Below are 26962 nucleotides of genomic sequence, written 5' to 3'. Positions count from 1 at the left end.
TTACTGTTAGAGGGAAGGAGGAGGTAACTTGATACTAGTTCGAAATGATAAATTCGAAATAACCGAAGAAAATGGTAAGGTCTATATGATTACTTACAGTGCCGGCTATCCATTAAAGGAATTTGATAGTATTTTACGTAGTCATCCCCGACTTAAATTGTCAAATTTTTCAATATTAAAAAATGTCTTAGCAACAGAAAACAATAGCCCTGTTGAAATTGGACGCTGGCTTCCAAATGTTGAAGCAGAAATTGCACGAGATAAAATGTCTGCCTCGATATTTGTATATGAAACACATGATTATATACAAGAGAATAAAGAGAAATTAACTCAACAAATTCTGGAAACAATCGAGAGCGAAGGAATTGTTTATGGAATATTAGATTTTGATATTTCTAAAATTGATCCAGGAAAAGCATTTTTAATTGCACAAGGCACACCACCTGTAGCAGGAACTGATGCACAAATTACATACTTACCTAAACCAGAGAGAAAGCCAGTAATTCGCGAAGATGGGAAAGCTGATTATTATGACATGAACTTTATTTCTGAAATTTCAGAAGGTTCTTGGCTAGGTGAAAAAATCCCTGCAACATTAGGTAAACCGGGGAAAAATGTATTGGGAGAAATTATGCCAGCTGTACCAGGCCGTGATTTTCCTATACGATACGATAAAAAATCAGCTTATGAAGTAGAAGAGGATGGAAAAACTGTCATTCGTTCTAAAATAGCTGGTGTCTTAGATGATGTTAAAGGTATGATCGGTGTTAATAGACATTTGCCGATTAATGGTGACGTTGGCGTTGAAACAGGGAATATTGAATTTAATGGCTCGTTAAGTATAAAAGGAACAGTTACATCAGGCTATACAGTCATTGCTACTGGAGATATTTCCATCGAGGGTGCTGAAAGTGTAAGCGGTGCCAAACTTATTAAATCCATTGAAGGAGACGTTTATATTCGTGGAGGGATTTTTGGTTTAGGCTCAACTGTTGTAGAGGCAGGCGGAAATATTTTCGTTAAGCATGTCAATGAAGCAAATCTAGTTGCAGTGGACAGCATTCATATAGGATTTTACGCATTAGGATCACAACTCTCTGCGCATTCAATTTTTGTGGACGAACGAAAAGGGAAAATTATTGGGGGCCGTGCGGTAGCTAAAAATACAATCGTCACTGCCATCTCAGGAAACCGTTTAGAGCGTCGGACGGACTTAATCATTGAAAGCGTTAATAAACAAGAAAGATACGCTTTGATGCAAGAGAAGGCTACACAGCTTAAATCGCTACAATCAGAAATCTCTGAGCGCGAGGGGAAAATTAAAAGCTTACTGCCTTTCCTTGATAAAATGTCTAAGGAACAAATAGCTACATTTGAGGAAACAAAACAAAGCTTAACAAAATTGAAAGCGGATGCAGTAACAATCGATCATGAGGTTAAGCTCATAATGGATGAGATGCGTCATGCTGGAAAAGAAGAAATTATTGTGACGAAGGAAGCTCATCCTGGTACCTATATTCAAATTGGCAAAAAATCATCCTTATTAAGTAAGGTGACAAATGGTAAATTTATTCTCGAATTTGGTGAGTTAAATGTCTAGGGAATCATTCATTCCTGTATTTGCACATCGGGGGGCTTCAGCGTATACACTTGAAAATACTTTGAAGGCTTTTGAAAAGGCTTTAGAGCTAGGAGCAGATGGGATTGAATTAGATATCCAACTTTCAAAAGAAGGTATTCCAGTTGTGTATCATGATCCACAGCTGTCAAGATTGGTTGGCATCAATAAGCATGTGAACGAATGTACGATAGAAGAGCTAGTAAGCTTTAAACTTGGGAAGCCATGGAGGCGATTGTTTTCAACGTTTAAAATCCCGACGTTTGATGTCGTTTTAGCTTGGGCAAATTCACAACAGCTACCCCTTAATATCGAATTAAAATCAACAATTCTTAATAATAAAAGCGCACTTATTCAAATGCTTCATGGGCTTACTTTGCCAGTTGGTAGTCATTTTTCATCGTTTCACTATGAGCTACTGGAGATTGTAAAACAATATAAGCCAAACTATGAAACAGCACTTATAGCAACAAAAAAATTAAAGTGGGATTTGCTTAGTGATTACAAAGCTATTGACAGTGTTCATATGCATAAAAGGTACTATAAGCCAAGATATTTGGAGGCTTGTGTAGCGAGCAATAAAGCATGTCGTTATTATGCAATCGATGGGGATGAAACATTTTTATTGAATCCGCATCCTTCTGTAATTGGTTGGATTACTGATTTTCCTGATAAAGTAATTGCGAAACAGCAACGATAATCATTCTGATGAATGAAGATAAAAATAGCTATCCAATAAGTTTTTTGAACTTAAAAGGATAGCTATTTTTATTTTTTTTGGAAGCGCGGAGCCACTTTTCCATTTTTTCGATCGCGGTGGAGTAAAAATCCTGCGAAAAAGCCAAAGCCTATAACAAAAAGAATAATGCCAACGACGAATTGTAGCCATAAAAATGGGAAAGGTGAGATGAGCTTACCAAATAATGTATCACGCATAAATTTAATGCCACCTGCAGCCATAAGACCTGGAATAAGCATTACAATAAATGCAGCTAAACGAGCCATGCATGTCCCCCCTTATTCCTAATTTTAATTGTACCTGTGGATATTGGAATGTCAAGGAAGCTATGTAACTGATGTACCCAAAAACTAGTAAAGACTAATGGAACAGTTGTAACTGAATGTTTAGAAAATTCTTACTTAAACAAGAAAATGTAATAATAGTTGATAAATTGTGAAATTGTGAGTATTGTAAAAATAAATGGAGCGTTATTATCCATTGTTAAACAATTTTAAATTCTTTCAGCTGGTGTCCAAATACTAGCTGAAAGAATTTAAAGCCTCCGGCAGATGTCGCGGAATCGGAAAGAAATGTGCAAGCATAAAGCCGTTTCCGGACGCCATTATGCCAAGGCATAATTGATATACTCATTATACTGAATTGGAATGGGCATTTGGGGATGCACTTTCAAAAGCAAAGGGGCGAGTTTTCATGGAAATCTTCAAGTATATGGAAAAGTATGATTATGAACAATTGGTATTTTGCCAAGATGAAGCATCAGGGTTAAAGGCGATTATCGCTATCCATGACACAACACTTGGGCCAGCACTAGGCGGGGCACGTATGTGGACATATGCATCAGAGGAAAATGCGATCGAGGATGCATTACGTTTAGCACGAGGGATGACCTATAAAAATGCTGCAGCTGGTTTAAACCTTGGCGGAGGAAAAACGGTTATTATCGGTGACCCATTTAAAGATAAAAATGAAGAAATGTTCCGTGCACTAGGACGTTTCATCCAAGGGCTTAATGGTCGCTATATTACGGCAGAAGACGTTGGTACAACAGTGACAGATATGGATTTAATGCACGAGGAAACAAATTATGTAACGGGAATTTCTCCGGCTTTTGGTTCATCAGGAAACCCATCTCCAGTAACTGCTTACGGGGTATACCGTGGTATAAAAGCAGCGGCAAAAGAAGCCTTTGGATCTGATTCACTAGAGGAGCGTATTATTTCTGTACAAGGTTTAGGCAATGTAGCCTACAAGCTTTGCGAATATTTACATAATGAAGGTGCAAAACTTGTTGTTACTGATATTAACCAAGCGGCAATTGATCGAGTCGTGAATGATTTTGGTGCGACTGCTGTAGCACCAGAGGAAATCTATTCACAGGAAGTTGATATTTTCTCACCCTGTGCATTAGGAGCGATTTTAAATGATGAAACGATTCCGCAACTAAAAGCAAAGGTTATCGCAGGTTCTGCCAATAATCAGCTACAAGATTCTCGCCATGGTGATTATTTACATGAATTAGGGATAGTGTACGCACCTGATTATGTGATTAATGCGGGTGGCGTAATAAATGTAGCGGATGAATTATATGGATATAACCGTGAGCGTGCGATGAAGCGTGTGGAAGGTATTTATGATAGTATCGAAAAAATCTTCGAGATTTCTAAACGTGATGGCATTCCAACATATGTTGCGGCTAATCGTTTAGCAGAAGAACGTATCGCTCGAGTATCGAAGTCTCGTAGCCAATTTTTAAAAAATGAAAAAAATATTTTACACGGTCGTTAAAAACCGTTTATTCGTTTAAAGAAGTCGCATTGTCGACTTCTTCTAACTTTATAGTAGCTTAATAGTTTAAATGACTATAAACGGCAAGGTCAGATCATTTTTCTTAGTACAAAAGGAACAAGAGTTTTCTCAAAAGGGGGAATCCATATGGCTCAAAATTATGATGTTGTCATTTTAGGCGGAGGTACAGGTGGCTATGTTGCAGCAATTCGAGCTGCACAGTTGGGCTTAAAAACAGCTATTGTTGAACGTGAGCGCCTAGGCGGAACATGCTTGCACAAAGGCTGTATACCGAGTAAGGCCTTACTTCGAAGCGCAGAAGTATATCGTATGGCAAATAAAACAGCTGCTGAATATGGTGTTGATATTGAAGGCGCTACATTGCAATTCGACAAAGTGCAGGTAAGAAAGCAAACGATTGTTGAGCAATTGAGCCAAGGTGTGAATACACTGATGAAAAAAGGCAAAATAGACGTTTATCAGGGAACAGGTCGAATTTTAGGACCGTCGATTTTCTCACCAATGCCTGGCACTATTTCAGTTGAAATGAATAATGGCGATGAAAATGAAATGCTCGTTCCAACAAATGTGGTCATTGCCACCGGATCAAGGCCAAGAGGAATGGCAGGACTAACAATTGATGGTCAATATGTGATGAACTCTGATCATGCACTGGAGATGGAACATTTGCCAAAGTCATTATTAATAGTTGGCGGAGGCGTTATTGGAATTGAATGGGCCTCTATGCTTTGTGATTTTGGGGTTTACGTAACGGTCATTGAATATGGGCCATCCATTTTACCTGCAGAGGATACGGATATTGTAAAAGAGGTAACTAAGCAGCTTGAAAAAAGAGGCGTCCGAATTGTGACGAACGCCCGCTTAGATACAGGGACCTTTAAAATTGAAAATGATAACGTTTTCATTTCTGCGAAAGTCGATGATAAGGATGAATTATTTGAGGCTGATAAAGTACTGCTTTGTGTTGGGCGTGAAGCAAATACACAAGGTATTGGATTAGAAAATACAGAAATAGCAGTTGAAAATGGGTTTATCAAAGTCAATAATTCGTATCAAACGCAGGAATCACATATGTATGCCATTGGGGATGTTATCGGTGGCTTACAATTAGCTCATGTTGCTTCGCATGAAGGGTTGTCTGCGATTGAGCATATTGCAACGGGGGAAACAGAGGCGCTTAATGTTCTAAATGTACCAAAATGTGTGTATTCTTACCCTGAAGTTGCGAGTATTGGCTTAACAGAGAAGGCTGCTCGAGAGCAAGGTTATTCATTGAAAGTCGGTAAGTTTCCATTCAAGGCGATTGGAAAAGCGCTAGTTAATGGAGAGACAGATGGCTTTGTGAAAATGATTGCCGATGAAGAAACGAATGATATTTTAGGTATTCATATGGTAGGACCACATGTGACAGACTTAATTGGAGAAGCATCACTTGCTAAATTATTGGACGCAACGCCTTGGGAAATTAGTCAGGCTATTCATCCACATCCGTCACTAAATGAGGTACTAGCGGAATCAGCGTTAGCAGTGGATAATCGCGCCATTCATTTTTAATTTAGCGAAAGTGAAACGTCGGGAAGGGGTGTTCGTATGCAAAGTGTTCAAATTAAGCATGAAGATTTAGGTTTATCAAAAGAAGATGTACTTGCAATGTTCGAAACGATGTTAATGGCGAGAAGGTTAGATGAACGCATGTGGTTATTAAACCGTTCTGGGAAAATTCCATTTGTTATTTCTTGTCAGGGACAGGAGGCAGCACAAGTAGGGGCAGCATTTGCTCTTGATAATAATAAAGATTATATTGCACCTTATTATCGAGATATGGGAGTTGTTTTACATTTTGGCATGACACCAAGAGATTTGATGTTATCCGCCTTTGCTAAAGCAGAGGATCCAAACTCGGGTGGGCGTCAAATGCCAGGTCACTTCGGGCATAAGAAAAATCGTATTCTAACAGGCTCATCGCCAGTTACTACACAAGTTCCGCACGCGGTAGGAGTTGCTCTAGCAGGCCGTTTACAAAAAGAAGATTTTATTACTTTTGTTACGCTAGGTGAAGGCTCTTCAAACCAAGGTGATTTCCATGAAGGTGCGAATTTCGCAGGAGTGCATAAGCTGCCAGTAATTATAATGGTAGAAAATAATCAATACGCAATTTCTGTGCCTGTAGAACGTCAATTAGGCTGTGCAAAAGTATCAGATCGCGGTATTGGCTATGGTATGCCAGGTGTTACTGTTGACGGGAAAAATCCGTTACAAGTTTATAAGGTTGTGAAAGAAGCAGCTGATCGCGCACGTAGTGGGGAAGGTCCGAGCTTAATAGAAACAGTGACTTATCGCTTAACGGCCCATTCTTCGGATGATGATGATCGTCAATATCGAACGGCCGAGGATATAGCAGAAGGAAAGGCAAATGATCCAATTCTGTTGTTTGAAAAGTACCTAACGGATGTAGGCGTTATGACAGAAACACTACGTGCTGAAATAGAAGAACGTGTCATGGCAGAGGTGAATGAAGCAACAGATTATGCAGAAGCTGCTCCGTATGCAACACCAGAGCATGCTTTGAAATATGTATATGCACCAGCGGACGGAGGTGATATGTAATGGCAGTGATGTCTTATATTGATGCGATTACATTAGCGATGAAGGAAGAGATGGAACGTGATGAGCGTGTTTTTATTTTAGGAGAAGACGTTGGTCGCAAAGGCGGAGTTTTCAAAGCAACAGCAGGTCTTTACGAGCAATTTGGTGAACATCGTGTACTTGACACGCCTCTTGCCGAGAGTGCCATTGCAGGGGTTGGTATCGGTGCTGCGATGTATGGGATGCGCCCGATTGCCGAGATGCAATTCGCTGATTTCATCATGCCTGCCGTTAATCAAATTGTTTCTGAAGCAGCAAAAATCCGCTATCGTTCAAATAATGATTGGTCTTGCCCAATGGTTATACGTGCACCATTTGGTGGCGGGATTCATGGAGCGCTCTATCATTCACAGTCTGTAGAGGCACTTTTTGCAGGTACACCAGGCTTGAAAATTGTTATACCATCAACACCTTATGACGCAAAAGGCTTGTTAAAAGCTGCAATCCGCGATGAGGATCCAGTACTGTTTTTTGAGCATAAGCGTGCTTATCGACTCATTAAAGGGGAAGTACCTGTCGACGATTATACATTGCCTATTGGTAAGGCAGATGTGAAGCGGGAGGGGGAAGACGTTACTGTCATTTCGTATGGTTTAGCTGTCCATTTTGCATTACAAGCAGCAGAACGCCTAGCAGCAGACGGTATTTCAGCACATATTCTTGACCTACGCACAGTATATCCACTTGATAAAGAAGCGATCATTGAGGCGGCAAGTAAAACAGGTAAAGTTTTACTTGTAACTGAAGATAATAAAGAAGGAAGCATTATGAGTGAGGTTGCAGCAATTATTGCCGAGCATTGTTTATTTGAGCTCGATGCACCAATTCAGCGCCTTGCAGGACCAGATGTTCCAGCTATGCCATATGCACCAACGATGGAAAAATATTTTATGATCAATCCTGATAAAGTTGAGCGTGCAATGCGAGAACTTGCAGCATTCTAATATAAAAGGTTCATCCACTCATGTGGTAAATAGAAGCTTTGAAAAGCTAAAATAGCTGTGATTGTTTATCTACGCGTCATAGCCTAAAGCTTATTCATTCACAGATATTTCAAGACTCTTCATCAAAAGTTCAGGATGACATTTCTTAATTCGTTATGTCATGTATATAAGTTGATTGGAGTGAAGACTGGGCGACTCCTTGGGGATTAGCGATAGGGGAACGAAGGCTAAAGCCATCACATCCTGTGATAACGCCTTCGTGACCAACATCGTGTTGGCCCGAGACCCTGGCGCGAGCAACGCGAGTGAAGCGGCTCATCGGACGCCCCCAGGAAGCTCTGCTCTGCGCGAAAGCGAAGCGTCAGCAGCAAAGCGCCCAGTCGGAACGGAAATCAACCCCCACTTAATGATGATGAGTATTTTATAAATATGATAGTAATTTGATAGATCCAATTACACCTAGGCATAATATTGATGGGAGGAATAGATGATGGCTATTCAAAATATTACAATGCCACAGCTCGGCGAAAGTGTAACAGAAGGTACGATTGAAAAATGGCTTGTTAAGCCAGGTGATACGGTAAAAAAATATGATCCATTAGCAGAAGTTGTAACAGATAAAGTAAATGCGGAAATCCCGTCTTCTTTTGAAGGAGTCATTACAGAGCTACTTGTAGAGGAAGGGCAAACGTTACCAGTAGGTGCAGTCGTTTGTTCCATTGAAATAGCAGGTGACAGTGAGTTACCTCCTCCTCCTCCTCCGAAAAAATCAGCGGTCAGTACGGCAATTTTAAATGCAGGTGTACAAAAGAAACAGGAGACGCAACAGCCAACTACAGCTACAAAAGCATCGCAAAAAACAGTTCGACAGGATAAAGTGCGTTATTCACCAGCTGTTCTCCGACTTGCACAAGAGTATGAAATTGCCCTTGATAAAATCACAGGTACTGGTGAAGGGGGACGTATAACAAGAAAAGACTTAATGCAACTGATTGAGGCAGGAAATGTGCCAACTTCTCTAGTGGAAACACCTTCTGCAATCGATTCGGCCGTACCACAGTCAGTACCTGTTGTAGCACCAACATCACAGGAGAATACGAAACTAGCCACATCTGTACAACCAATTCAAGTAGGCGATATTGAAATTCCGGTCACAAAAGTACGCCGTGCGATCGCCAATAATATGGTACGGAGCGTTCATGAAGTGCCACATGCATGGATGATGATGGAAGTAGATGTTACGGATTTAGTAGCATATCGTGATAACATCAAGACAGAGTTTAAGCAAAAAGAAGGCTTTAATATTACGTATTTTGCTTTCTTCGTAAAAGCAGTTGCTCAAGCTCTAAAGGAATTCCCAATGTTGAATTCCATGTGGGCAGAAGATAAAATTATCCAAAAACATGACATAAATATTTCCATTGCAGTCGCAACAGATGATGCATTATTCGTTCCTGTTATAAAACACGCTGATGAAAAATCAATTAAAGGTATTGCTAAAGAAATTAATGAGCTCGCAGTGAAAGTTCGTGCAGGAAAACTGACGATGGATGATATACAAGGTGGTACATTTACGGTTAATAATACAGGTGCATTCGGCTCTGTACAGTCGATGGGCATCATTAATTATCCACAAGCCGCTATTTTACAAGTGGAAAGTATTGTAAAAAAACCGGTTGTTTTACCTGGTGGAATGTTCGCTGCACGAGATATTGTGAATTTATGTTTATCTTTAGATCATCGCGTTCTTGATGGACTTGTCTGTGGTAAATTCCTAAGTAGAGTAAAAGAAATACTCGAAAATACAAATAAATCTTCAACGTCAGTCTACTGATGACTTCTCGGAAACCTGTTATATAACGGTTTCCGATTTTTTTTTGCTTTCCGAGTCGCAATTTGTCATGTAGAATAACAAATAGAAACTACTAAGGGGGGAAGCTGATTAAGCGTCCGCATGTCAAACAACATGAAAAATATTGAATTTGAAAAGCCGTCCTATTCAGAATGGCAAGATGCAGCAATCAAGGCTTTAAAAGGGAAACCATTCGAGTCTCTTTTAACGAAAACGAGTGAAGGTATTACATTAGAACCTCTTTATACCCAAGAAAGTTTAGTAGCAAAACTTGGTGAAGAACTTGATAAACAAGTTGCTACAATCCGTTCCCTACAAAATAACGAAGCATTTCAAGTGGCACAGCAAATATATGCTGATACTAGTGAAGCATTTTTTGCACAGCTGGATGATAGCTTAGCTCGAGGCAATGAAGTAGTAACAATTGATAGCCGTGTAAATTTCGAATGGACTGAAGAAGTATTGGTACAATTAGGGACTTATTTCTCAGAATATTCGTTTAAAATTGTGGTTGAAAATTCAAATGATCCATTATTAGCAGTGTTCGACAAAATAGCAGTTAATCAGCGAGAAACTATCAAAGGTTTCATCGTATCTAAAAATCCTATCTCTTTAAATGATTTCCCGAGCGTGCGCTCAATCGGTGCGGATACGACGGTTTATCATAATGAAGGCGCAAATGCTGTGCAAGAATTAGCCTATGCACTTGCATTAGCCGCAAAATACGCAAAACAAGAAGAAAGCTTTGAAGCGTTCGCGAAGAAATTTTATGTATCTTTTGCAGTCGATACACAGTTCTTTACAGAGATTGCAAAACTCCGTGCTTTTAAAGTACTTTGGAAAGCGTTCTCATCCGCTTATGGAGTATCTAAAAGCGTAAAAGTTCCAACTATTGCTGAAACATCATTAAGAAGCTTCTCTAAGCTGGATGTTTATGTAAACTTATTACGTTCAGCGAATGAAGCTCTTTCTGGCTTAATTGGCGGTGCGGATGTCTTTACAGTTCACCCTCATGATGCATTAACGAAGCCAACCGATCAATCGGTTCGTATTGCACGAAATGTATCGTTAATCTTAAAAGAAGAAACAAATGTTTTAAAAGTTATAGACCCAGCTGGTGGTTCTTACTTTATTGAGTCATTAACAGCAGATTTTGTGAAGGAAGCTTGGGCATTATTCCTAGAAATTGAAGCAGCTGGAGGTATTGACGCTTACACTGCATCAGGAAAGCTTACGGAGGAACTAGAAAAATCCTATGAAGCTCGTATCAAAGCGGTACAAACGCGTAAGCAATCATTAATAGGTACAAATATTTATGCTAATCCAGCAGATGTACTTGAAAGCGAAACAAACCCAGTGTTTGCAGAAATTAAGCGAATTGCTATACCTTTTGAGCAATTACGTGCGGTAATGACTACTGCAAATGTGAAAACAGGAATCTTATCATTAGGTACACTTAAAAGTTCAAAACCACGTGCTGATTTCGTGTCAGGTTTCTTAAACACTGTAGGGCTAGTACCAGAAAAAAGCGAACCAGTTGCTACAGCTGAAGAAGCATTAGCTTGGTTAAACGCTACAGAAGCAACATATGTAGTAATTGCAGGTAATGATGACGATACAAAAGAATTAGTACCAGCAATTTTAGCGGGCAAACCAGCTAACGTAATTGTTGACGTTGCCGGTAAATTTAAAGACGAAGAAGAAGCTTGGTTAGCAAATGGCTTAAACGGCTTTATTTTCGCAGGACAGAACATCATCGAAAAATTAAATTCAGTGTTCGCTAGCATGAAGGAGGTCCAACGATGAGCAAGCCAAATTTTAGTGCAGTTGAAATCGAAAAAGTTTTAGCAGTCGAAGCGCCTCAAGCGTCAGAAGAAAAATTTATGACTAATGAAGGTATCGAGATTAAAGATGTATACACAAAAGAAGATATTAAAGAGGCAAAACATTTAAACGATGTAGCAGGTATTGCACCAAATACGCGCGGTCCATACCCTACTATGTATGTTGCTCGTCCTTGGACTGTTCGCCAATATGCTGGTTTCTCAACAGCTGAAGAATCAAATGCATTCTACAAACGTAATCTAGCAATGGGTCAAAAAGGTCTTTCTGTTGCCTTTGACTTAGCAACTCACCGTGGCTATGACTCAGATCATCCTCGTGTAACAGGGGATGTTGGTAAAGCTGGTGTTGCAATTGACTCTGTAGAAGATATGAAGATTTTATTTGATCAAATTCCTTTGGATCAAATGTCAGTTTCTATGACAATGAATGGTGCTGTATTACCAATTCTTGCATTTTATATCGTTGCTGCTGAAGAGCAAGGCGTTACACCAGACCAATTAGCGGGTACCATTCAAAACGATATTTTAAAAGAATACATGGTTCGTAACACATATATTTATCCACCAGCAATGTCTATGAAAATTATTGCAGATATTTTTGAATATACAGCGAAATATATGCCGAAATTCAACTCAATTTCAATCTCTGGTTACCATATTCAAGAAGCGGGCGCAACAAATGACATCGAACTTGCTTATACACTAGCAGATGGTCTTGAATATGTTCGTACAGGGCTAAAAGCTGGAATCGATATTGATGCCTTTGCTCCTCGTCTATCATTCTTCTGGGCAATTGGTATGAACTATTATATGGAAGTTGCAAAAATGCGTGCTGCACGCCGAATTTGGGCACAAATGATGTCAACGTTTAATCCGAAAAACCCTAAGACATTAGCACTTCGTACACACTCACAAACATCTGGTTGGTCTTTAACAGAGCAAGATCCGTTTAATAATGTGGCACGTACACTAATCGAAGCGAATGCGTCTTCAATGGGGCATACGCAATCTCTTCACACAAATGCACTTGATGAAGCGATTGCTCTACCAACTGATTTCTCTGCACGTATTGCACGTAATACCCAGCTGTTCCTACAAGAAGAAACGGCAATGACAAAAGTTATTGATCCTTGGGGTGGTTCATACTATGTGGAAAAATTAACAGACGAAATTACAAAATCTGCATGGGCATTAATTGAAGAAATCGAAGAACTAGGCGGTATGGCGAAAGCGATTGAAACAGGTCTCCCAAAAATGAAAGTCGAAGAGGCAGCAGCAAAACGTCAAGCGAAAATCGACTCTAAAACAGAAACAATCGTAGGTGTAAATAAATATCGTCTAGAAAAAGAAGAACCGATCGACATTCTCGACATTGATAATACATTAGTTCGTCAAAAGCAAATTGAACGTTTAGAAGCAATGAAGGCAGCCCGGGATGAAGTAGAAGTACAAAAGCATCTAGCTCGATTAACGAAAGCAGCGCAAGATGGTGAAGAAAACTTATTAGCGATAGCTGTAGATGCAGCGCGTGCTCGTGCTTCTTTAGGTGAAATTTCTGATGCAATCGAAGTTGTGTCAGGTCGCCATAAAGCAGTAATTCGTTCAATCTCTGGTGTTTACTCTGCAAACTTCTCAGATGAGGAGCAAATTGCTGAAATGAAACAAATGACTGAGGAGTTCCTTGAAAACGAAGGTCGTCGCCCACGTATTTTAGTGGCGAAAATGGGACAAGATGGACATGACCGTGGTGCGAAGGTTGTAGCAACAGGGTATGCTGACTTAGGCTTCGATGTAGATATTTCACCACTATTTATGACACCTGCAGAAGCAGCTCAAATGGCTGTGGAAAATGATGTTCATGTCATTGGTGTATCTTCATTAGCAGCTGGTCATAAAACGCTTGTTCCTGAATTAGTAGCAGAGTTAGAAAAACTGGGCCGCGAAGATATCATTATTATTGTTGGAGGTGTTATTCCAGCACAAGATTATGAATTCCTTTATGAAGCTGGCGCAGTAGCAATATTTGGACCTGGTACAGTTATACCTGTATCGGCACAAAAGATTATTGAAGAGATTTATAAACGTTTAGGCTATGAGGAAGTGTCTGAATAATGGACAAAAACAAAGGAATGCCTGAAAGTGCGCTATTTGTTATGGACGGAGTAGAGGCAACTCACGACGGGATGCAATATGGTACACCGAAAAAATTCCGCAAGAAAAAAGCAGACAATTTAAACATTCAGGAGCTTGCACAAGAAGTGCGTGCAAGCTCTCGTACACACTTGTCAAAAGCTATTACGCTCATTGAAAGTTCAAATGCCACACATAAAGTGCAAGCACAAGAACTTCTTCAAGAGCTTCTACCACATACAGGGAACAGTGTTCGTATTGGGATCACAGGCGTTCCTGGTGCCGGAAAGAGTTCGTTTATTGAGGCTTTCGGAACGATGCTTTGTGAGATGGGGAAAAAAGTGGCAGTCCTTGCGATTGATCCAAGCTCTTCTTTATCGGGAGGAAGTATATTAGGCGATAAGACTCGAATGGAGGAGCTCGTGAAAAAGCCTAATGCATTTGTTCGTCCCTCTCCATCGGCTGGTACCCTAGGGGGTGTTCATAAGAAGACACGTGAAACGATGCTTGTTTGTGAAGCGGCTGGCTACGATGTCATTTTAATAGAAACAGTCGGTGTTGGACAAAGTGAAACGTATGTCCGGGGTATGGTTGATTTCTTCTTGCTGTTAGTTTTAACAGGTGCCGGGGACGAGCTACAAGGCATGAAAAAGGGCATTATGGAATTAGCGGATGCCATTGTTGTTCATAAGGCTGATGGTGATAATGTTCGTCTTGCTAAAAAAACGGTATCTGAGTATAAGCAAATTTTACATTTCTTACAGCCGGCAACCCCAGGATGGATGTCCACAGCAATGCCAGTCAGCTCATGGGAAAAACGTGGTCTCGACAAAGTCTGGCGTACAATAGGGGAGTTCAGACAAATCGTTGAGGCAAATAATTACTGGTCAATTAGACGCCAAAATCAGACGAGAGATTGGTTCCAATCGATGATTACCGACCATTTAATCGATATGTTTTATGGTAATCCAGAGCGTAAAGCACAGGTACAACTTTTAGAACGTCAAATTTTAAATGGACAGTTGACAGTCACACAAGGTGTAGATCGTTTGTTTAGCGACGAACAATCATAGAAATAATATTACCTTTGTTATGAGCAACTAGGTGCACAAATTCGTCACTAACTGCTATGATAGGAGATGTATATGCGCCAATATCTAAAGCTATTAGTTTAAGATGACGCGAACTTGAAAGGAGCTTATCGCTATATGAATATGGATTACGATTTATTTATGCAAGAAATTTTAAAAACGGCACGTGCAGAAATTGAGGGTGCTGGTTATGAGCAACTTCGCACGCCAGAAGCTGTTGAAGAGGCGTTTGCTCGTCCAGGTACAACTTTAGTCATGATAAACTCAGTATGTGGCTGTGCAGGTGGTATCGCACGTCCAGCAGCAGCACAATGCGTACATTACGATAAACGTCCAGACCATCTTGTAACGGTATTTGCTGGTCAAGATAAAGAAGCAACTGCAGCTGCTCGTTATCACTTCGGTGAAGATCATTTACCATCTTCCCCATCATTTGTGTTGTTAAAGGATGGACAAGTAGTAGCAGAAGTTGGACGCTATGAAATTGAGGGACATGACCCAATGTCAGTAGTAACAAACTTACAAGCAAACTTTGAGGAATATTGCGACGAACTTTAATTTTATTCATAGAGTTAAAAGAGAAGCTATTCTATAAGTAGGTTGCCCCGCAGCTACAAAATATCTGCGGTGGCTTACTACTGGGCCATGCTAATTGATCCTCGATTAGCATGGTGTTATAGCTTCCTTTTATTTTCAATATACTGGCCAATTGACGTTCGGAATATTTGTAATATTGGCTAAATGAATAATCTAAAATTCGAAATGAATAAAATTAACAGGTGTGTTGATAAGCGATAATGGGCATTATTTGTGGTGAAATCCTTTATGTTTCTTGGACTACTTCAATTGTCGCTCGTCGCCAAAAGTTGTGATGACATTTGTAAAACGTATTTAATGAATATTGTTGATTGTAGTGGAGGTTGGGCGACTCCTTGGGGATCAGCGTCACAGATGAGACACTGGAGCGAGCAAAGCGAGTGAAGCGGCTCATCGGACGCCCCCAGGAAAGCGCCCAGCCGGAACGGAAATCAACCACACATTATGGTATGAGCCTATGTTTATGAAATATGGCTAATCAACACGCATGTAAAATTAGAGTACTAAAAGATAGGAGGCAGTCGACTTGAAGAAGTTTTCAATCGGCTATCGTACATTAAAAACGGCCTTTGGTGCAGCAATCGCTATTGCCATTGCCCAATACTTTGAATTAGCTTCTTATGCATCTGCTGGTATTCTAACAATATTATGTGTACAGCCAACGAAGAAAAAATCTCTTCATGCTGCTTATACACGATTCGTCGCAAGTATTATCGGTATGCTTTATGCATTTTTGAGCTTTGAGCTATTTTCCTATCATCCGCTTACATTAGCAGGTATGCTGATCGTTTTCATACCAACAATTGTATCATTAAAGGTTGCAGATGGTTTTGTTTCTAGTGCAGTAATTATCATGCATATTTATGCAGCCAAAAGCTTTTCATTGGCACTAGTTTCTAATGAATTCGCATTAATGGCAATTGGATATGGTACGGGAATAGCTATAAATATGTATATGCCAGACATTCAAAAGGAATTAAATTACTATAGAGTTAAAATTGAGGAGCTTTATAGTAAGATTTTTTTAGAAATTGCCAACTATTTAAGAGAAGGCGATACATTGTGGAATGGGCAGGAAATTATTGACGCCATTAAAATATTGAATAGTGCAAAATCCCTAGCGTTTAAAGATGTTGAAAATCATTTTACGAGACGAGAAAATGACTACTACGTGTATTTTGATATGCGTGAACAGCAGCTAGAAATTATCGATAGGGTTCTTCCGAAAATAACGGCACTTCCTGTTATAGTACAAGAGGCAGTAATCGTCGCTGACTTTTTAAAAGACCTCGGTGAGCATGTTCATTCAGGAAATACGGCTAGTCATTTTAGGGAGAAGTTAGAGCAGGTAAAGTTAGATTTCGCCCAATTACCTTTGCCGAAAAATCATGAGCAATTTTTAGCACAAGCAGCTCTCTATCAATTTATTGAGGAAATGGATCGCTATTTAGAAATTAAGCAGTCTTTTAAGGGCTTAAAGGTAAAGAAAGAGCGCCCGCAGTAATGCGGACGCCTAGCTTTCCATTACACTAGCATTGATAAGCCGAATGCTAGAGATGAAATTACCATGATTGCTATCATCGTATAAACGACAATTTTTTGAAATTTTTTATTACTCATATGCTCGTTCGCTCCTTCTTTTCTTATAAATAGTTTAGCAAATCTGAAAAATTTCTCAAGTAGTAGAGTTTTGACGAAAAAGTCTGTAAAATAGATTATGTACCATAACAGAAGGAGATGTCACCATGGAGAGAGTAGATCATATTGGGATTGCAGTCCGCGATCTTAATGAACGCATTACATATTATACAGAAACTTTAGGCCTAAAGCTGCTGAAAGTGGAAGAAGTAGAATCTCAACAGGTTCGTGTTGCATTCATTGATGCGGGTAATGTAAAAATTGAGTTATTAGAACCGATGAGTGAAAAAAGTACTATTCACGGATACATCGAAAAACGTGGAGAAGGTATCCATCATGTAGCCTTCGGTGTAACAGGTATTCGTGAGCGTATGGCTGAGCTTCGTGAAAAAGGCGTCCGTCTTTTATCTGAAGAGCCAGGACCAGGTGCTGGTGGTGCAGAAGTTGCTTTCATGCATCCGAAATCATCTTTCGGTGTGTTATATGAATTATGCGATAAAAGTGGAAAAGGGGATAAGTGATCAGTATGGATATGTTCGACAAAATTAATGACTTGTATGACCGTAAGACAGTAATTGAACTTGGTGGCGGCTATGAGCGCATCGAGAAGCAACATGATAAAGGCAAATTAACTGCTCGTGAGCGTATTGAATTATTACTAGACGAAGGTACATTTTTCGAGATCAACCCATTCATTACACACCGTACAGTAGACTTTGGCATGGACAAGATGGAAGGCCCTGGTGATGGTGTAGTAACTGGTTTCGGTAAAATTAATGGACGTCCAGTATACTTATTCTCTCAAGATTTCACAGTATTTGGTGGAGCACTTGGTGAAATGCACGCAAAAAAAATGGCAACAGTGATGGATTTAGCTGCAAAAAATGGTACACCATTTATCGGTATTAATGATTCAGGTGGCGCTCGTATTCAAGAGGGTGTACTTTCACTTGATGGTTATGGTCATATTTTCTACCGTAATGCAATCTACTCTGGGGTAATTCCTCAAATCTCAGTTATCATGGGACCATGTGCTGGTGGGGCGGTATATTCACCAGCAATTACAGACTTCATTCTAATGGTTGATAAGACATCTCAAATGTTTATTACAGGACCGAAAGTTATTGAAACAGTAACAGGTGAAAAAATCTCTGCTGAAGATTTAGGTGGTTCAAAAGTAAACAACGCTGTAAGTGGTAATGCACACTTCCGCGCACCATCTGAAGAAGAAGCTATTGATCAAATTAAGAAGCTATTAAGCTACTTACCACAAAATAATAAAGAAAAAGCTCCTCGTCAGGCACGTCCAGAGGGTGATGACTATCGTCCGGAAATCGTGGATACTGTACCGATCGAAACAACTCGTCCTTATGATGTACGAAAAGTAGTCGAGCAAATAGTGGACGAAGACTCATTTATGGAAGTTCATGCAGAATTCGCGAAAAACGTTGTAGTTGGTTTTGCGCGTATTGCTGGGGAATCAGTTGGTCTTGTATGTAACCAACCTAAAGTATTAGCTGGTGGATTAGATATTGACTCTTCAGACAAAGCTGCTCGTTTTATTCGTACTTGTGATGCTTATAATATACCAATCATCACATTTGAAGACGTTTCTGGTTTCTTCCCAGGCGTTAAACAAGAGCATGGCGGTATCATTCGTCACGGAGCAAAAATCCTTTATGCATACTCAGAAGCAACAGTACCAAAAATCACAGTGATTCTGCGTAAAGCATATGGTGGTGCGTACGTTGCCCTTAATTCGAAATCAATTGGGGCAGACTTAGTATTTGCTTGGCCTAACGCAGAAATTGCTGTTATGGGTGCGGCAGGTGCAGCTAACATTATTTTCGCGCGTGAAATTGCAAAATCGGAAGATCCAGAAGCAACACGTGCAGCGAAAATTGAAGAATATAAAGAGAAATTCGCAAATCCATACGTGGCGGCATCTCGCGGTATGGTAGACGATGTTATTGATCCACGTGATACACGTATTAAGCTAATTCAAGGGCTAGATATGTTAGCGAACAAACATGAAACACGTCCAGAGAAAAAGCACGGAAACATTCCTCTATAAAAATTGTACAAGCCTAGTATCCTTTGGGATTTCTAGGCTTTCTTTTTTCGAACATTTGATAATAAAAGATCTAATGAAAATAACAGATAATTGAAACATTTCCTGTTTTCATTCGTACATATATATAAGAGGAGTTGAGATGGATGGAATGGAAACAATTACAAAAAGAGCAAGAAATGATTCATGCACAATTAAGAACTGCTAGTAGGTTAAGTGAACAAAAGGATTTAATTGAAAGGCAAATCGAGCGTGCACAACAGGAAATTTACAAACATTCTAAAGCACTCAATCAAATTCGTTTGAAACTCGATAAGTTAGAAGGTTTTTCTTTTATGAATATGATTCGTACGTGGGCAGGGCAACAAGATGAGCTACTTGCAGAAAAAATTGATGAAGCAGCTATTCTTGAATTGAAAATAAATGAAGCAAAGAAGATGGAACTTGATTTGACAGATGATTTACGGCACATAAACAGTAAACTTACTCAAATTAACGAACAAGAGTTGCATGAAGTTTTAAAGCAATTAAATGCTCAAAAGAAAGGCTATTTACAAATACATGCGCCTGAACAGGCAAAAAGGCTTGAACAATTAGCGCACGAAGAAATGTTAACGAAACAACTTATTTTAGAGATAGGGGAAGCGGAAGAAGCTGGTGAAGCAGCGCTTACTAAGCTTGGACAAGCTGCAGAGTCCTTGCATTCTGCAAGTGGTTACTCAGCATGGGATACGTTTTTTGGTGGAGGTCTCATTGCTACACATTTAAAGCATGATGCACTTGATGAGTCCGAAAATTATCTCCATAATGCTCAAATTGCATTACAGCGCTTCCAAAATGAACTACTGGATGTACAAGATATGTCAACGAAATCGTTAGCAGTTGAAACAGATGGATTTGTAAAATTTGCGGACTATTTCTTTGATGATATTTTTTCAGCTTGGTCTGTCCATTCTAAAATATCTACCGCTAGAGAGCAGGTTTCTCGTGTACAAGATGATGTCCATAATACGATCTTGCGTCTACAGGATAAACATAATAAGGCAGATGGCTATTTGCAGTCCCTACATAAAGAAACAGAAGCGATTTTTCAAAGTAATCTGTGAAAAGACTCTCCCTTTAACGGTAAATTAGTAATAACATAAAAAGCAGAAAAAACGCTCAATACTCTGAGCGTTTTTTTGTAAAGTCCCCACGAAGGTTATTAAGTATCTCCGTAGTATTCTGCAAAATGCAAAAATCCAAATTTCCTCACAAGAAAGTTTCTTAATTCGCCATGAGTAGCTTTTTCGATTGGAGGATCTGTTAGGGTGTAGGCTTTGGCATTTAATGCAGCAAATTTATCTTGATCTACTGCATTATGTTCTTTATCTTCAGTAATCTCTGAAGAAATTGCGACTTTTGGATAACCCATTAAAAATATATGTGTTCTTAATGCCATACTTGGTGTCGAATGCAACAATATAAATATAACCAACAAAGAAACAATAATTATCACTTTTTTCTTCAAGGCACCGCTCCTTAAAATTGACGTGAATAATCTATAAAATATTTTAACATAAATTTCTAGTTAGCTAAAAATTACCCGTCTATAATTTGCGAATTGAATGGAACAGGATAATTATTGCCATCAATTGAAAAACAATGTAATCGTTTTATTTTACCAAACGCAGCAGTATGCTAAAATATAGAAGATAACTATGACGTGGATAAACACGTAAACTAAGGGAGTCCTACAACATGACAAGTCGTTTAGTAGAAGAGTTTTTTGAGCTCGTACAAATCGATTCAGAAACAAAACATGAAGAAGTGATTGCGCCGATTTTAATCGACAAATTAACAGCACTCGGTTTTACAGTAGAACAAGATGATGCACATACTCGTAACGGGCATGGAGCAGGTAATATACTTGCTACGCTAAAGGGTTCATTAGATATTGACCCAATTTATTTTACTTCTCATATGGATACAGTTGTCCCAGGTAAAGGGATTAAACCATCTCTTCGTGAAGATGGTTATATCGTTTCGGATGGTACAACGATTTTAGGTGCGGATGACAAAGCAGGTCTTGCCGCATTATTTGAAATGGCTAAACGCTTAAAAGAGCAAAATATTGAACATGGTGATATTGAATTTATTATTACAGCTGGCGAGGAAAGTGGGCTCGTTGGCGCTAAAGAGTTAGATCCATCTAAAATTAAAGCGAAATACGGCTTTGCTGTAGACAGTGATGGCAAAGTAGGAGGCATTGTAACAGCGGCTCCATTCCAAGCAAAAATTGCTGTTAAAATAATTGGGAAAACAGCACACGCTGGTGTCGCGCCAGAAAAAGGAGTGTCTGCGATTACGGTTGCTTCCAAATGTATTGCACAAATGAAGCTAGGTCGATTAGATGAAGAAACAACAGCTAATATTGGTCGCTTTGAGGGTGGTCAGGCAACAAATATTGTCTGTGACGAAGTAACGATTCTTGCGGAGGCTCGTTCGATCGACAAAGCGAAGCTAGATGCCCAAACGAAGCATATGCAGGAGACGTTCGAGCAAGTAGCGGCTTCTTTAGGTGCGAAGGCTGAAGTTGAAGTGAAGCTAATGTATCCTGGATTCCGTGTAACAGAATCAGATAAAGTTGTGCAAGTGGCAATGGCAGCTGTACACAACATCGATCGTACACCAAAGCTTGGTATTTCAGGCGGAGGTTCCGATGCTAATGTTATTGCGGGCTTCGGCATCCCTACAGTAAATCTTTCTGTTGGATACGAGGACATTCATACAACAAATGAAAAAATCCCAGTCGAAGAATTAGAAAAATTAGCGGATTTACTTGTTGAAATCATTAAAGAGTCTGCGAAAAAATAACTACAAAAATCGAGGATGTGACCGCATGGAAAGTGTAAAGGCAGTAGTTTTTGCTTGTGGTACAGAGGAATACGCAGTACCCGTGGAACAAGCGATTTCGATTGAAAAGTTAGAGCAAGTAACACCGATTCCTCACTTGCCTAATTATCTTCTAGGCTTCACAAGAATTCGTGGCGAGCTTGTCCCTGTGCTTGATTTTGAGCGTATTCTTTATAATCGTTCTTCTAATGCTACAACAGCACGAATTATAGTATTGAACACGGATGTTGTGAATTATGGATTACTTGTAACAGAAGCTCGTGAAATTCTTGATTTTGATGAGTCGGTATTAAAGCAAATGGGACTTGTTAATTATTCAAAAACACGCTATTTTACAGCTGTGGCTAATCTTGAAAATCGTATGATCACCTACGTTGACCCGAAGATACTTGTGAATTCATTAGAAGGTATACGTGAAATAATAAATTATTTACACAAAATGCTTGAAAATGAAAAAGAAAACGTAGAGGCATAAGTTTTTGTATGATTATTTCATAGTTAATATTGGGGACAGAATTACATATATGTGATTCTGTCTTTCTTTTTAAATAGCTTTATTAAAATGAAGCGGAATACCTCTGCCGAATATTAAGCTTATCACCAAAACGTGTCGTTGATTTTCGTTCCGACTAGCTCTTCCATCCACGATTTTTCAATCGCTACAAGTTAGTAACATAAATTACTTATTTCTAATATAGTAAAAATAACCTGTGTTCATATGTATATATTTGAAAGTTATCAATAAAATTATGCGATTTACCTACTGACATATCCATACTAACATCGTATTATGTATGGTAAGAAAACTACTGTAAAAGGCAAACTTCACCGAAAGGGAAGGACGCAAAGCAATGAGTCTAAACACTATTTTAGTGCATGATTGTCAGGTTGCCAGGTTCTGTTCTATGAGCCTCGGCCAATAGAATGGAGATGTAAATGTGGGAAGTCATTCACTATCAAAAGCAATCATTGTTTTTATAGTAGCAATTATAAGTACGCTAGGATTAACAATGGGAAAGGTAGACGCAATGGCCATGCAGGATAGGGCTACTTGGTTATGGGACACGGCAAAGATTGTTGAAGATGAATCAGGAGTACTTTCATTTTTAGAAAGCAAACAAGTTAATAAATTATATTTACAAATTAATAGTGATATAGCAAGTAATTATTACAAAGGTTTTATCGATAAAGCAACGGCAAAAGGGATAAAAGTATATGCGTTAGATGGTTCTGCAAGTTGGGTTTCAACAGAGGGCTTTAAAATGCAGGACCAGCTATTTGATTGGTTACAAACATATAATGAAAATGCAGCAACAACAGAGCAATTTTCTGGCGTTCATCTTGATGTAGAGCCCTATTTAAATAGTGGTTGGAGCTCGAATCAAGCGAAAACGATTGAATCCTATCAAGCGCTTGTTACTAGAGCGAAAGGGGATACCGACCGATTACTATTGCCATTGGAAGTTGATATGCCATTTTGGTTTGATGAAATTACTTACAAAAACCAATTTGGTAAAGGTTTATTAGCTGACTGGGTAATTGACCAAGTTGAAAGTGTTTCAATAATGGCTTATCGGGATGCTGCTAAAGACATTATTAATATCGTTGAACATGAAATAAACTATGCAAAAAAAGTAAAAAAGTCAATTGTTATTGGTGTGGAAACAGGAGCCACTGATGAAGGGAATAATATTACCTTTTATGATGATGGAGAAGCCTATATGAACAAACAGTTAGCACAAGTTCATCAACATTATGCCAATAAAAAAAGTTATAATGGTTTTGCCATTCATCATGTCGATAGTTGGATGAATATGCAGCCGTAAAAAATCCTCTCCAGCATTAAGTTGGAGAGGATTTTCTTTGCCTTATGAAAGTCGGCCGCTATAGTCTTCGAATTTAAATTCACGAATGACTTTAATGCCTTCTTCATCGTTATAAGAAACGATTGATGGAAGATTTACGCCATTAAACATATGATTTTTCACCATTGAGTAATGTGCCATATCTGTAAATACTAGACGATCGCCTGGTTGTAAAGGCTGTTCAAATGAATAATCACCAATTACATCACCAGCCAGACAAGTAAGCCCGCCTAGACGATATGTGTAAGCTAGCTCATTTGGTTGACCAGAGCCAATAATCATTGGGCGGTATGGCATTTCTAGAACATCTGGCATATGGCAAGTTGCCGAGGTATCTAAAATTGCTAGGTCCATACCGTTTTTCTGTACATCGAGAACAGTTGCTACTAAATAGCCTGTATTAAGTGCAACAGCTTCACCTGGCTCTAAATAGACGAGAAGGTTATACTTGTCTTGAATGTAATTAATAATATTCACAAGCTTTTCTACATCATAATCCTCACGAGTGATATGGTGACCTCCACCAAAGTTTAACCATGTCATTTGATGTAAAACATCACCAAATTTTTCTTCGACAACTTGTATAATACGCTCTAACGTATCTGAGTTTTGCTCACACATTGCATGGAAGTGTAAGCCATCAATACCGTCAAGCTGTGACTTGTCGAAGTTGGCTAATGTTGTGCCAAGACGAGAATTCGTGTAGCAAGGGTCGTAAAGTGCGGTTTCAATTTCTGAGTACTCAGGATTAATACGAATACCACATTCAATTGTTTTATTAGCAGACTTTACTTTGTCCTTATATTGATTCCATTGGTTAAATGAATTAAACACAATATGATCAACATAGCCAAGAAGCTCGTCCATTTCATGTTCGACGTAAGCTGGTGCATAGACATGAACTTCTTTGCCCATTTTTTCATAGCCGAGTCGAGCTTCAAATAATGAGCTAGACGTAATTCCTGCTAAATATTCACCTACTAATGGGAATGTTGAATGCATTGAAAACCCTTTTAAGGCAAGTAAAATGCGGCAACCTGTGCGATCTTGAATTGATTTTAAAAGTTCTAGATTTTTTGTTAATAATCGTTCATCCACTACATAAGAAGGGGATGGAACTTTTGAGAAATCAATTGGCTTCATCGACTTAATTCCTTTGCATCTAACTCTAGGTCAAGTAATTCTGGGTTATGGCTTTCTTGCCATGGTAGACCCCATTTATTTAGTGCATCCATGAATGGATCTGGATTGAAATCTTCGACATTCCAAACGCCAGGTTTACGCCATTGACCGTTCATCACAAGCATTGCACCAATCATTGCTGGTACACCTGTTGTGTAGGAAATTGCCTGTGAACCAACCTCGTTATAGCATTCCTCGTGGTCACACACATTGTAGACATAATATGTTTTTTCTTTACCATCTTTTAGACCGCGAATGATACAACCGATATTCGTTTTTCCTTTTGTACGTGGTCCAAGTGATGCTGGATCAGGTAGTACAGCTTTCAGGAAGTGAATTGGTTGAATCATTTGTCCTTCAAATTCAATCGGCTCAATAGAAGTCATACCAACATTCTCTAATACTTTTAAATGTGTTAAGTATTTTTCAGAGAATGTCATCCAGAAGCGGATTTGCTTTAAGCCTTTAATATTTTTAGCAAGTGACTCTAGTTCTTCATGGTATAAAAGATAAATATCTTTTGGTCCGATTTCTGGTAAGTTATAAACCTCTTTTTTCTCAAGTGGTGCAGTTTCAATCCACTCGCCTTCTTTCCAGTAACGACCATTCGCAGTAATTTCACGAATGTTGATTTCTGGGTTGAAGTTTGTAGCGAAATGGTAACCGTGGTCACCGGCATTTGCATCCACAATATCTATGTAGTGGATTTCGTCAAATTCATGTTTTTGTGCATGAGCTGTAAAAACGCCCGTTACACCTGGATCAAAACCGCTACCAAGTAAAGCAGTTAAACCAGCTTTTTCGAACTTCTCTTTATAAGCCCATTGCCATTTATATTCAAATTTTGCCGTTTCAGGTGGCTCGTAGTTTGCAGTATCCACATAGTGTACACCTGTCGCTAAGCAAGCATCCATAATCGTTAAGTCTTGATAAGGTAGTGCTACATTAATAACAACTTCTGGCCCGAAGGCTTTAATTAGCTCAATAACCTCTTCCGTATTGTCTGCGTCTACCTGTGCGGTATGAATCTTTGTTTTTCCGCCATCTAGTTTTTCTTTTAGAGCGTCACATTTTGAAACAGTTCTACTTGCGATACAAATCTCCTCAAACACGTCCGAATTTTGAACACACTTGTGTACCACAACGCTGGCTACTCCGCCAGCTCCTATAATCAATGCTTTACCCAATTGTCTACCCCCAAATTCATATAAGTATTGTCAAACAAGCTGATTATACAGAAAATTGAATTACTACTCAATCATTCTTTTTAAATTTTCCACAAAATTTTTTATTTTTCAACAATAATGTAACGTATTCAGAGGGGAATGCCACGGAAAAAGAAGCATTTCGTGAAAAAAATTCCCTTAACTCTGATGTAGAAAAGGGAAAATCATTTTTGTTCAATGGCAGCGTTTGGGAAAATCTGGGGGACTTCAAGTAATCTAAAACCACCCGAGTTATTTAAAAAAACGATTCGATATTTGTTGTTTTTCATCCCCCCATAAATAAAAAAAGATCAGTAGTAAAGTGCTTAAAAACCCCATCACAAGGGCATATGTGCTGATGGCCACATCTACTTGACTTTGCATAGCGTAAATGAAAATAGCTCCTAGTGTTAACAAATTTCCAATAATAAGCGATACAAAATGAAATCGTTTATTCATAGCACAAGCCCTCCAATTTACATGTTCTCCCAAAAATGAAAAATCACTTCAATTATCTCACAATTCAGAACTTTATCCAATACATTTTTTATCTGGGGATTGACTAAGCGACGGAAAAGCATGATTTAGCGTTGGAAAGGCAAGAGTTAGCGTGGGAAATCCAAGTCTTAGCGTCGGAAAGCATGTCCAAGTGTCAAGTCCTTAATATTGTGTAAAATTTTATACGAAGTTTTTCAACCTTGATTTTAGTTTTCCTAAATTTTACATCTAACATTGGAATTCGCCGCTAAAACTTTGAGTTTCGCCGCCAACCACACAAAGAACGCCGCTAAACCATAGAATTGCGCTGCCAACCAAGCAAAGAACGCCGCTAAACC

Annotated in this window: 24 protein-coding genes and 1 riboswitch; of the genes, 18 read left to right on the top strand and 6 right to left on the bottom strand. The window is 39.0% G+C overall.

Annotated features, from left to right (window positions below; translation table 11 throughout):
- Positions 1–28 precede the first annotated feature (28 nt).
- Both PVA17_RS18420 and PVA17_RS18415 read left to right on the top strand, forming a co-directional pair.
- Positions 29–1600: a flagellar assembly protein A gene (locus PVA17_RS18420; RefSeq protein ID WP_274068520.1), complete on the top strand. Its 1572-nt coding sequence runs from the start codon at positions 29–31 to the stop codon at positions 1598–1600.
- Entirely contained in the window at positions 1593–2318 is a 726-nt protein-coding gene (locus tag PVA17_RS18415) for a glycerophosphodiester phosphodiesterase (protein ID WP_274068519.1), read from the top strand. Before PVA17_RS18420 ends, PVA17_RS18415 begins: the two co-directional genes overlap by 8 nt.
- 68 nt (positions 2319–2386) lie before the next feature.
- On the opposite strand, the gene PVA17_RS18410 is transcribed toward PVA17_RS18415, so the two are convergent.
- Positions 2387–2623, bottom strand: coding sequence for a DUF2627 domain-containing protein (locus PVA17_RS18410; protein ID WP_132356638.1), 237 nt, complete (start codon positions 2621–2623; stop codon positions 2387–2389).
- 427 nt (positions 2624–3050) lie between these two features.
- On the opposite strand from PVA17_RS18410, the gene PVA17_RS18405 reads away from it, so the two are divergent.
- The 10 genes from PVA17_RS18405 (at position 3051) to PVA17_RS18360 (ending at position 16774) form a co-directional block, all read left to right on the top strand.
- Positions 3051–4145 carry a Leu/Phe/Val dehydrogenase gene (locus tag PVA17_RS18405; protein WP_274068518.1) on the top strand — a complete coding sequence of 365 codons (1095 nt, stop codon included), beginning with the start codon at positions 3051–3053 and terminating at the stop codon, positions 4143–4145.
- A 147-nt stretch (positions 4146–4292) separates the two neighbouring features.
- Positions 4293–5720 carry a dihydrolipoyl dehydrogenase gene (gene lpdA, locus PVA17_RS18400; protein ID WP_274068517.1) on the top strand — a complete coding sequence of 476 codons (1428 nt, stop codon included), beginning with the start codon at positions 4293–4295 and terminating at the stop codon, positions 5718–5720.
- Positions 5721–5756: 36 nt separating this feature from the next.
- On the top strand, positions 5757–6773 hold the full coding sequence (locus tag PVA17_RS18395) for a thiamine pyrophosphate-dependent dehydrogenase E1 component subunit alpha (protein WP_132356635.1): 1017 nt from the start codon (positions 5757–5759) through the stop codon (positions 6771–6773).
- On the top strand, positions 6773–7756 hold the full coding sequence (locus PVA17_RS18390) for an alpha-ketoacid dehydrogenase subunit beta (protein ID WP_274068516.1): 984 nt from the start codon (positions 6773–6775) through the stop codon (positions 7754–7756). Before PVA17_RS18395 ends, PVA17_RS18390 begins: the two co-directional genes overlap by 1 nt.
- 490 nt (positions 7757–8246) lie before the next feature.
- A complete protein-coding gene (locus tag PVA17_RS18385; RefSeq protein ID WP_274068550.1) occupies positions 8247–9590 on the top strand; it encodes a dihydrolipoamide acetyltransferase family protein in 1344 nt (447 codons plus the stop codon).
- 120 nt (positions 9591–9710) lie between these two features.
- Complete coding sequence (locus PVA17_RS18380) at positions 9711–11414, top strand: methylmalonyl-CoA mutase family protein (protein ID WP_274068515.1); 1704 nt, start codon at positions 9711–9713, stop codon at positions 11412–11414.
- The gene (gene scpA / locus PVA17_RS18375; RefSeq protein ID WP_132356632.1) at positions 11411–13564 is read left to right on the top strand and encodes a methylmalonyl-CoA mutase; all 2154 of its coding nucleotides are present in this window, start codon (positions 11411–11413) and stop codon (positions 13562–13564) included. The genes PVA17_RS18380 and scpA overlap by 4 nt, the downstream gene beginning before the upstream one ends.
- The gene (gene meaB, locus PVA17_RS18370) at positions 13564–14655 is read left to right on the top strand and encodes a methylmalonyl Co-A mutase-associated GTPase MeaB (RefSeq protein WP_132356631.1); all 1092 of its coding nucleotides are present in this window, start codon (positions 13564–13566) and stop codon (positions 14653–14655) included. Before scpA ends, meaB begins: the two co-directional genes overlap by 1 nt.
- Before the next feature lie 135 nt (positions 14656–14790).
- Positions 14791–15231 carry a BrxA/BrxB family bacilliredoxin gene (locus PVA17_RS18365; RefSeq protein ID WP_274068514.1) on the top strand — a complete coding sequence of 147 codons (441 nt, stop codon included), beginning with the start codon at positions 14791–14793 and terminating at the stop codon, positions 15229–15231.
- Between the two features lie 565 nt (positions 15232–15796).
- Positions 15797–16774, top strand: coding sequence for an aromatic acid exporter family protein (locus PVA17_RS18360; protein WP_274068513.1), 978 nt, complete (start codon positions 15797–15799; stop codon positions 16772–16774).
- A 20-nt stretch (positions 16775–16794) separates the two neighbouring features.
- Here the strand turns inward: PVA17_RS18360 and prli42 are convergent, their stop codons facing one another.
- On the bottom strand, positions 16795–16890 hold the full coding sequence (prli42, locus tag PVA17_RS18355) for a stressosome-associated protein Prli42 (protein ID WP_156304613.1): 96 nt from the start codon (positions 16888–16890) through the stop codon (positions 16795–16797).
- A 125-nt stretch (positions 16891–17015) separates the two neighbouring features.
- On the opposite strand from prli42, the gene mce reads away from it, so the two are divergent.
- The 3 genes from mce to PVA17_RS18340 all read left to right on the top strand — a co-directional run bounded on the left by mce (position 17016) and on the right by PVA17_RS18340 (position 20085).
- Positions 17016–17429 carry a methylmalonyl-CoA epimerase gene (gene mce, locus PVA17_RS18350; RefSeq protein ID WP_132356629.1) on the top strand — a complete coding sequence of 138 codons (414 nt, stop codon included), beginning with the start codon at positions 17016–17018 and terminating at the stop codon, positions 17427–17429.
- 5 nt (positions 17430–17434) lie between these two features.
- On the top strand, positions 17435–18982 hold the full coding sequence (locus PVA17_RS18345; protein WP_274068512.1) for an acyl-CoA carboxylase subunit beta: 1548 nt from the start codon (positions 17435–17437) through the stop codon (positions 18980–18982).
- A gap of 143 nt (positions 18983–19125) precedes the next feature.
- Positions 19126–20085, top strand: a complete 960-nt coding sequence (locus tag PVA17_RS18340; RefSeq protein WP_274068511.1) for a coiled-coil domain-containing protein — start codon at positions 19126–19128, stop codon at positions 20083–20085.
- Positions 20086–20183: 98 nt separating this feature from the next.
- Here PVA17_RS18340 and PVA17_RS18335 read toward each other — a convergent pair whose 3' ends face one another.
- Entirely contained in the window at positions 20184–20489 is a 306-nt protein-coding gene (locus PVA17_RS18335) for a hypothetical protein (protein WP_274068510.1), read from the bottom strand.
- 230 nt (positions 20490–20719) lie between these two features.
- On the opposite strand from PVA17_RS18335, the gene PVA17_RS18330 reads away from it, so the two are divergent.
- The 3 genes from PVA17_RS18330 (at position 20720) to PVA17_RS18320 (ending at position 23700) form a co-directional block, all read left to right on the top strand.
- Entirely contained in the window at positions 20720–21835 is a 1116-nt protein-coding gene (locus PVA17_RS18330) for a M20/M25/M40 family metallo-hydrolase (RefSeq protein WP_132356625.1), read from the top strand.
- 25 nt (positions 21836–21860) lie between these two features.
- Positions 21861–22349 carry a chemotaxis protein CheW gene (locus PVA17_RS18325; RefSeq protein ID WP_132356624.1) on the top strand — a complete coding sequence of 163 codons (489 nt, stop codon included), beginning with the start codon at positions 21861–21863 and terminating at the stop codon, positions 22347–22349.
- A 332-nt stretch (positions 22350–22681) separates the two neighbouring features.
- A riboswitch (cyclic di-GMP riboswitch) is annotated at positions 22682–22770 on the top strand.
- 42 nt (positions 22771–22812) lie between these two features.
- Positions 22813–23700: an amidase gene (locus tag PVA17_RS18320; RefSeq protein WP_274068509.1), complete on the top strand. Its 888-nt coding sequence runs from the start codon at positions 22813–22815 to the stop codon at positions 23698–23700.
- Between the two features lie 42 nt (positions 23701–23742).
- Here PVA17_RS18320 and nspC read toward each other — a convergent pair whose 3' ends face one another.
- From nspC to PVA17_RS18305, 3 genes are all read right to left on the bottom strand, one after another.
- Positions 23743–24882 carry a carboxynorspermidine decarboxylase gene (gene nspC / locus PVA17_RS18315; RefSeq protein WP_132356622.1) on the bottom strand — a complete coding sequence of 380 codons (1140 nt, stop codon included), beginning with the start codon at positions 24880–24882 and terminating at the stop codon, positions 23743–23745.
- Positions 24879–26108 carry a saccharopine dehydrogenase family protein gene (locus tag PVA17_RS18310; RefSeq protein ID WP_132356621.1) on the bottom strand — a complete coding sequence of 410 codons (1230 nt, stop codon included), beginning with the start codon at positions 26106–26108 and terminating at the stop codon, positions 24879–24881. Before PVA17_RS18310 ends, nspC begins: the two co-directional genes overlap by 4 nt.
- A 270-nt stretch (positions 26109–26378) precedes the next feature.
- A complete protein-coding gene (locus PVA17_RS18305) occupies positions 26379–26585 on the bottom strand; it encodes a hypothetical protein (RefSeq protein WP_132356620.1) in 207 nt (68 codons plus the stop codon).
- Positions 26586–26962: the final 377 nt, after the last annotated feature.

The sequence above is a fragment of the Lysinibacillus sp. CNPSo 3705 genome, assembly GCF_028674935.1.
Lineage (GTDB): Bacteria > Bacillota > Bacilli > Bacillales_A > Planococcaceae > Lysinibacillus.
Note: the sequence above shows the minus strand (reverse complement) of the source record. Positions and strands in the feature narration are given on the sequence as shown.

Coding starts and splice junctions, on each gene's coding strand:
- PVA17_RS18415 (WP_274068519.1), top strand. CDS start 1,593: ATGTCTAGGGAATCATTCATTCCTGTATTTGCACATCGGGGGGCTTCA.
- PVA17_RS18410 (WP_132356638.1), bottom strand. CDS start 2,623: ATGGCTCGTTTAGCTGCATTTATTGTAATGCTTATTCCAGGTCTTATG.
- PVA17_RS18405 (WP_274068518.1), top strand. CDS start 3,051: ATGGAAATCTTCAAGTATATGGAAAAGTATGATTATGAACAATTGGTA.
- lpdA (WP_274068517.1), top strand. CDS start 4,293: ATGGCTCAAAATTATGATGTTGTCATTTTAGGCGGAGGTACAGGTGGC.
- PVA17_RS18395 (WP_132356635.1), top strand. CDS start 5,757: ATGCAAAGTGTTCAAATTAAGCATGAAGATTTAGGTTTATCAAAAGAA.
- PVA17_RS18390 (WP_274068516.1), top strand. CDS start 6,773: ATGGCAGTGATGTCTTATATTGATGCGATTACATTAGCGATGAAGGAA.
- PVA17_RS18385 (WP_274068550.1), top strand. CDS start 8,247: ATGGCTATTCAAAATATTACAATGCCACAGCTCGGCGAAAGTGTAACA.
- PVA17_RS18380 (WP_274068515.1), top strand. CDS start 9,711: ATGTCAAACAACATGAAAAATATTGAATTTGAAAAGCCGTCCTATTCA.
- scpA (WP_132356632.1), top strand. CDS start 11,411: ATGAGCAAGCCAAATTTTAGTGCAGTTGAAATCGAAAAAGTTTTAGCA.
- meaB (WP_132356631.1), top strand. CDS start 13,564: ATGGACAAAAACAAAGGAATGCCTGAAAGTGCGCTATTTGTTATGGAC.
- PVA17_RS18365 (WP_274068514.1), top strand. CDS start 14,791: ATGAATATGGATTACGATTTATTTATGCAAGAAATTTTAAAAACGGCA.
- prli42 (WP_156304613.1), bottom strand. CDS start 16,890: ATGAGTAATAAAAAATTTCAAAAAATTGTCGTTTATACGATGATAGCA.
- mce (WP_132356629.1), top strand. CDS start 17,016: ATGGAGAGAGTAGATCATATTGGGATTGCAGTCCGCGATCTTAATGAA.
- PVA17_RS18345 (WP_274068512.1), top strand. CDS start 17,435: ATGGATATGTTCGACAAAATTAATGACTTGTATGACCGTAAGACAGTA.
- PVA17_RS18340 (WP_274068511.1), top strand. CDS start 19,126: ATGGAATGGAAACAATTACAAAAAGAGCAAGAAATGATTCATGCACAA.
- PVA17_RS18330 (WP_132356625.1), top strand. CDS start 20,720: ATGACAAGTCGTTTAGTAGAAGAGTTTTTTGAGCTCGTACAAATCGAT.
- PVA17_RS18325 (WP_132356624.1), top strand. CDS start 21,861: ATGGAAAGTGTAAAGGCAGTAGTTTTTGCTTGTGGTACAGAGGAATAC.
- nspC (WP_132356622.1), bottom strand. CDS start 24,882: ATGAAGCCAATTGATTTCTCAAAAGTTCCATCCCCTTCTTATGTAGTG.
- PVA17_RS18305 (WP_132356620.1), bottom strand. CDS start 26,585: ATGAATAAACGATTTCATTTTGTATCGCTTATTATTGGAAATTTGTTA.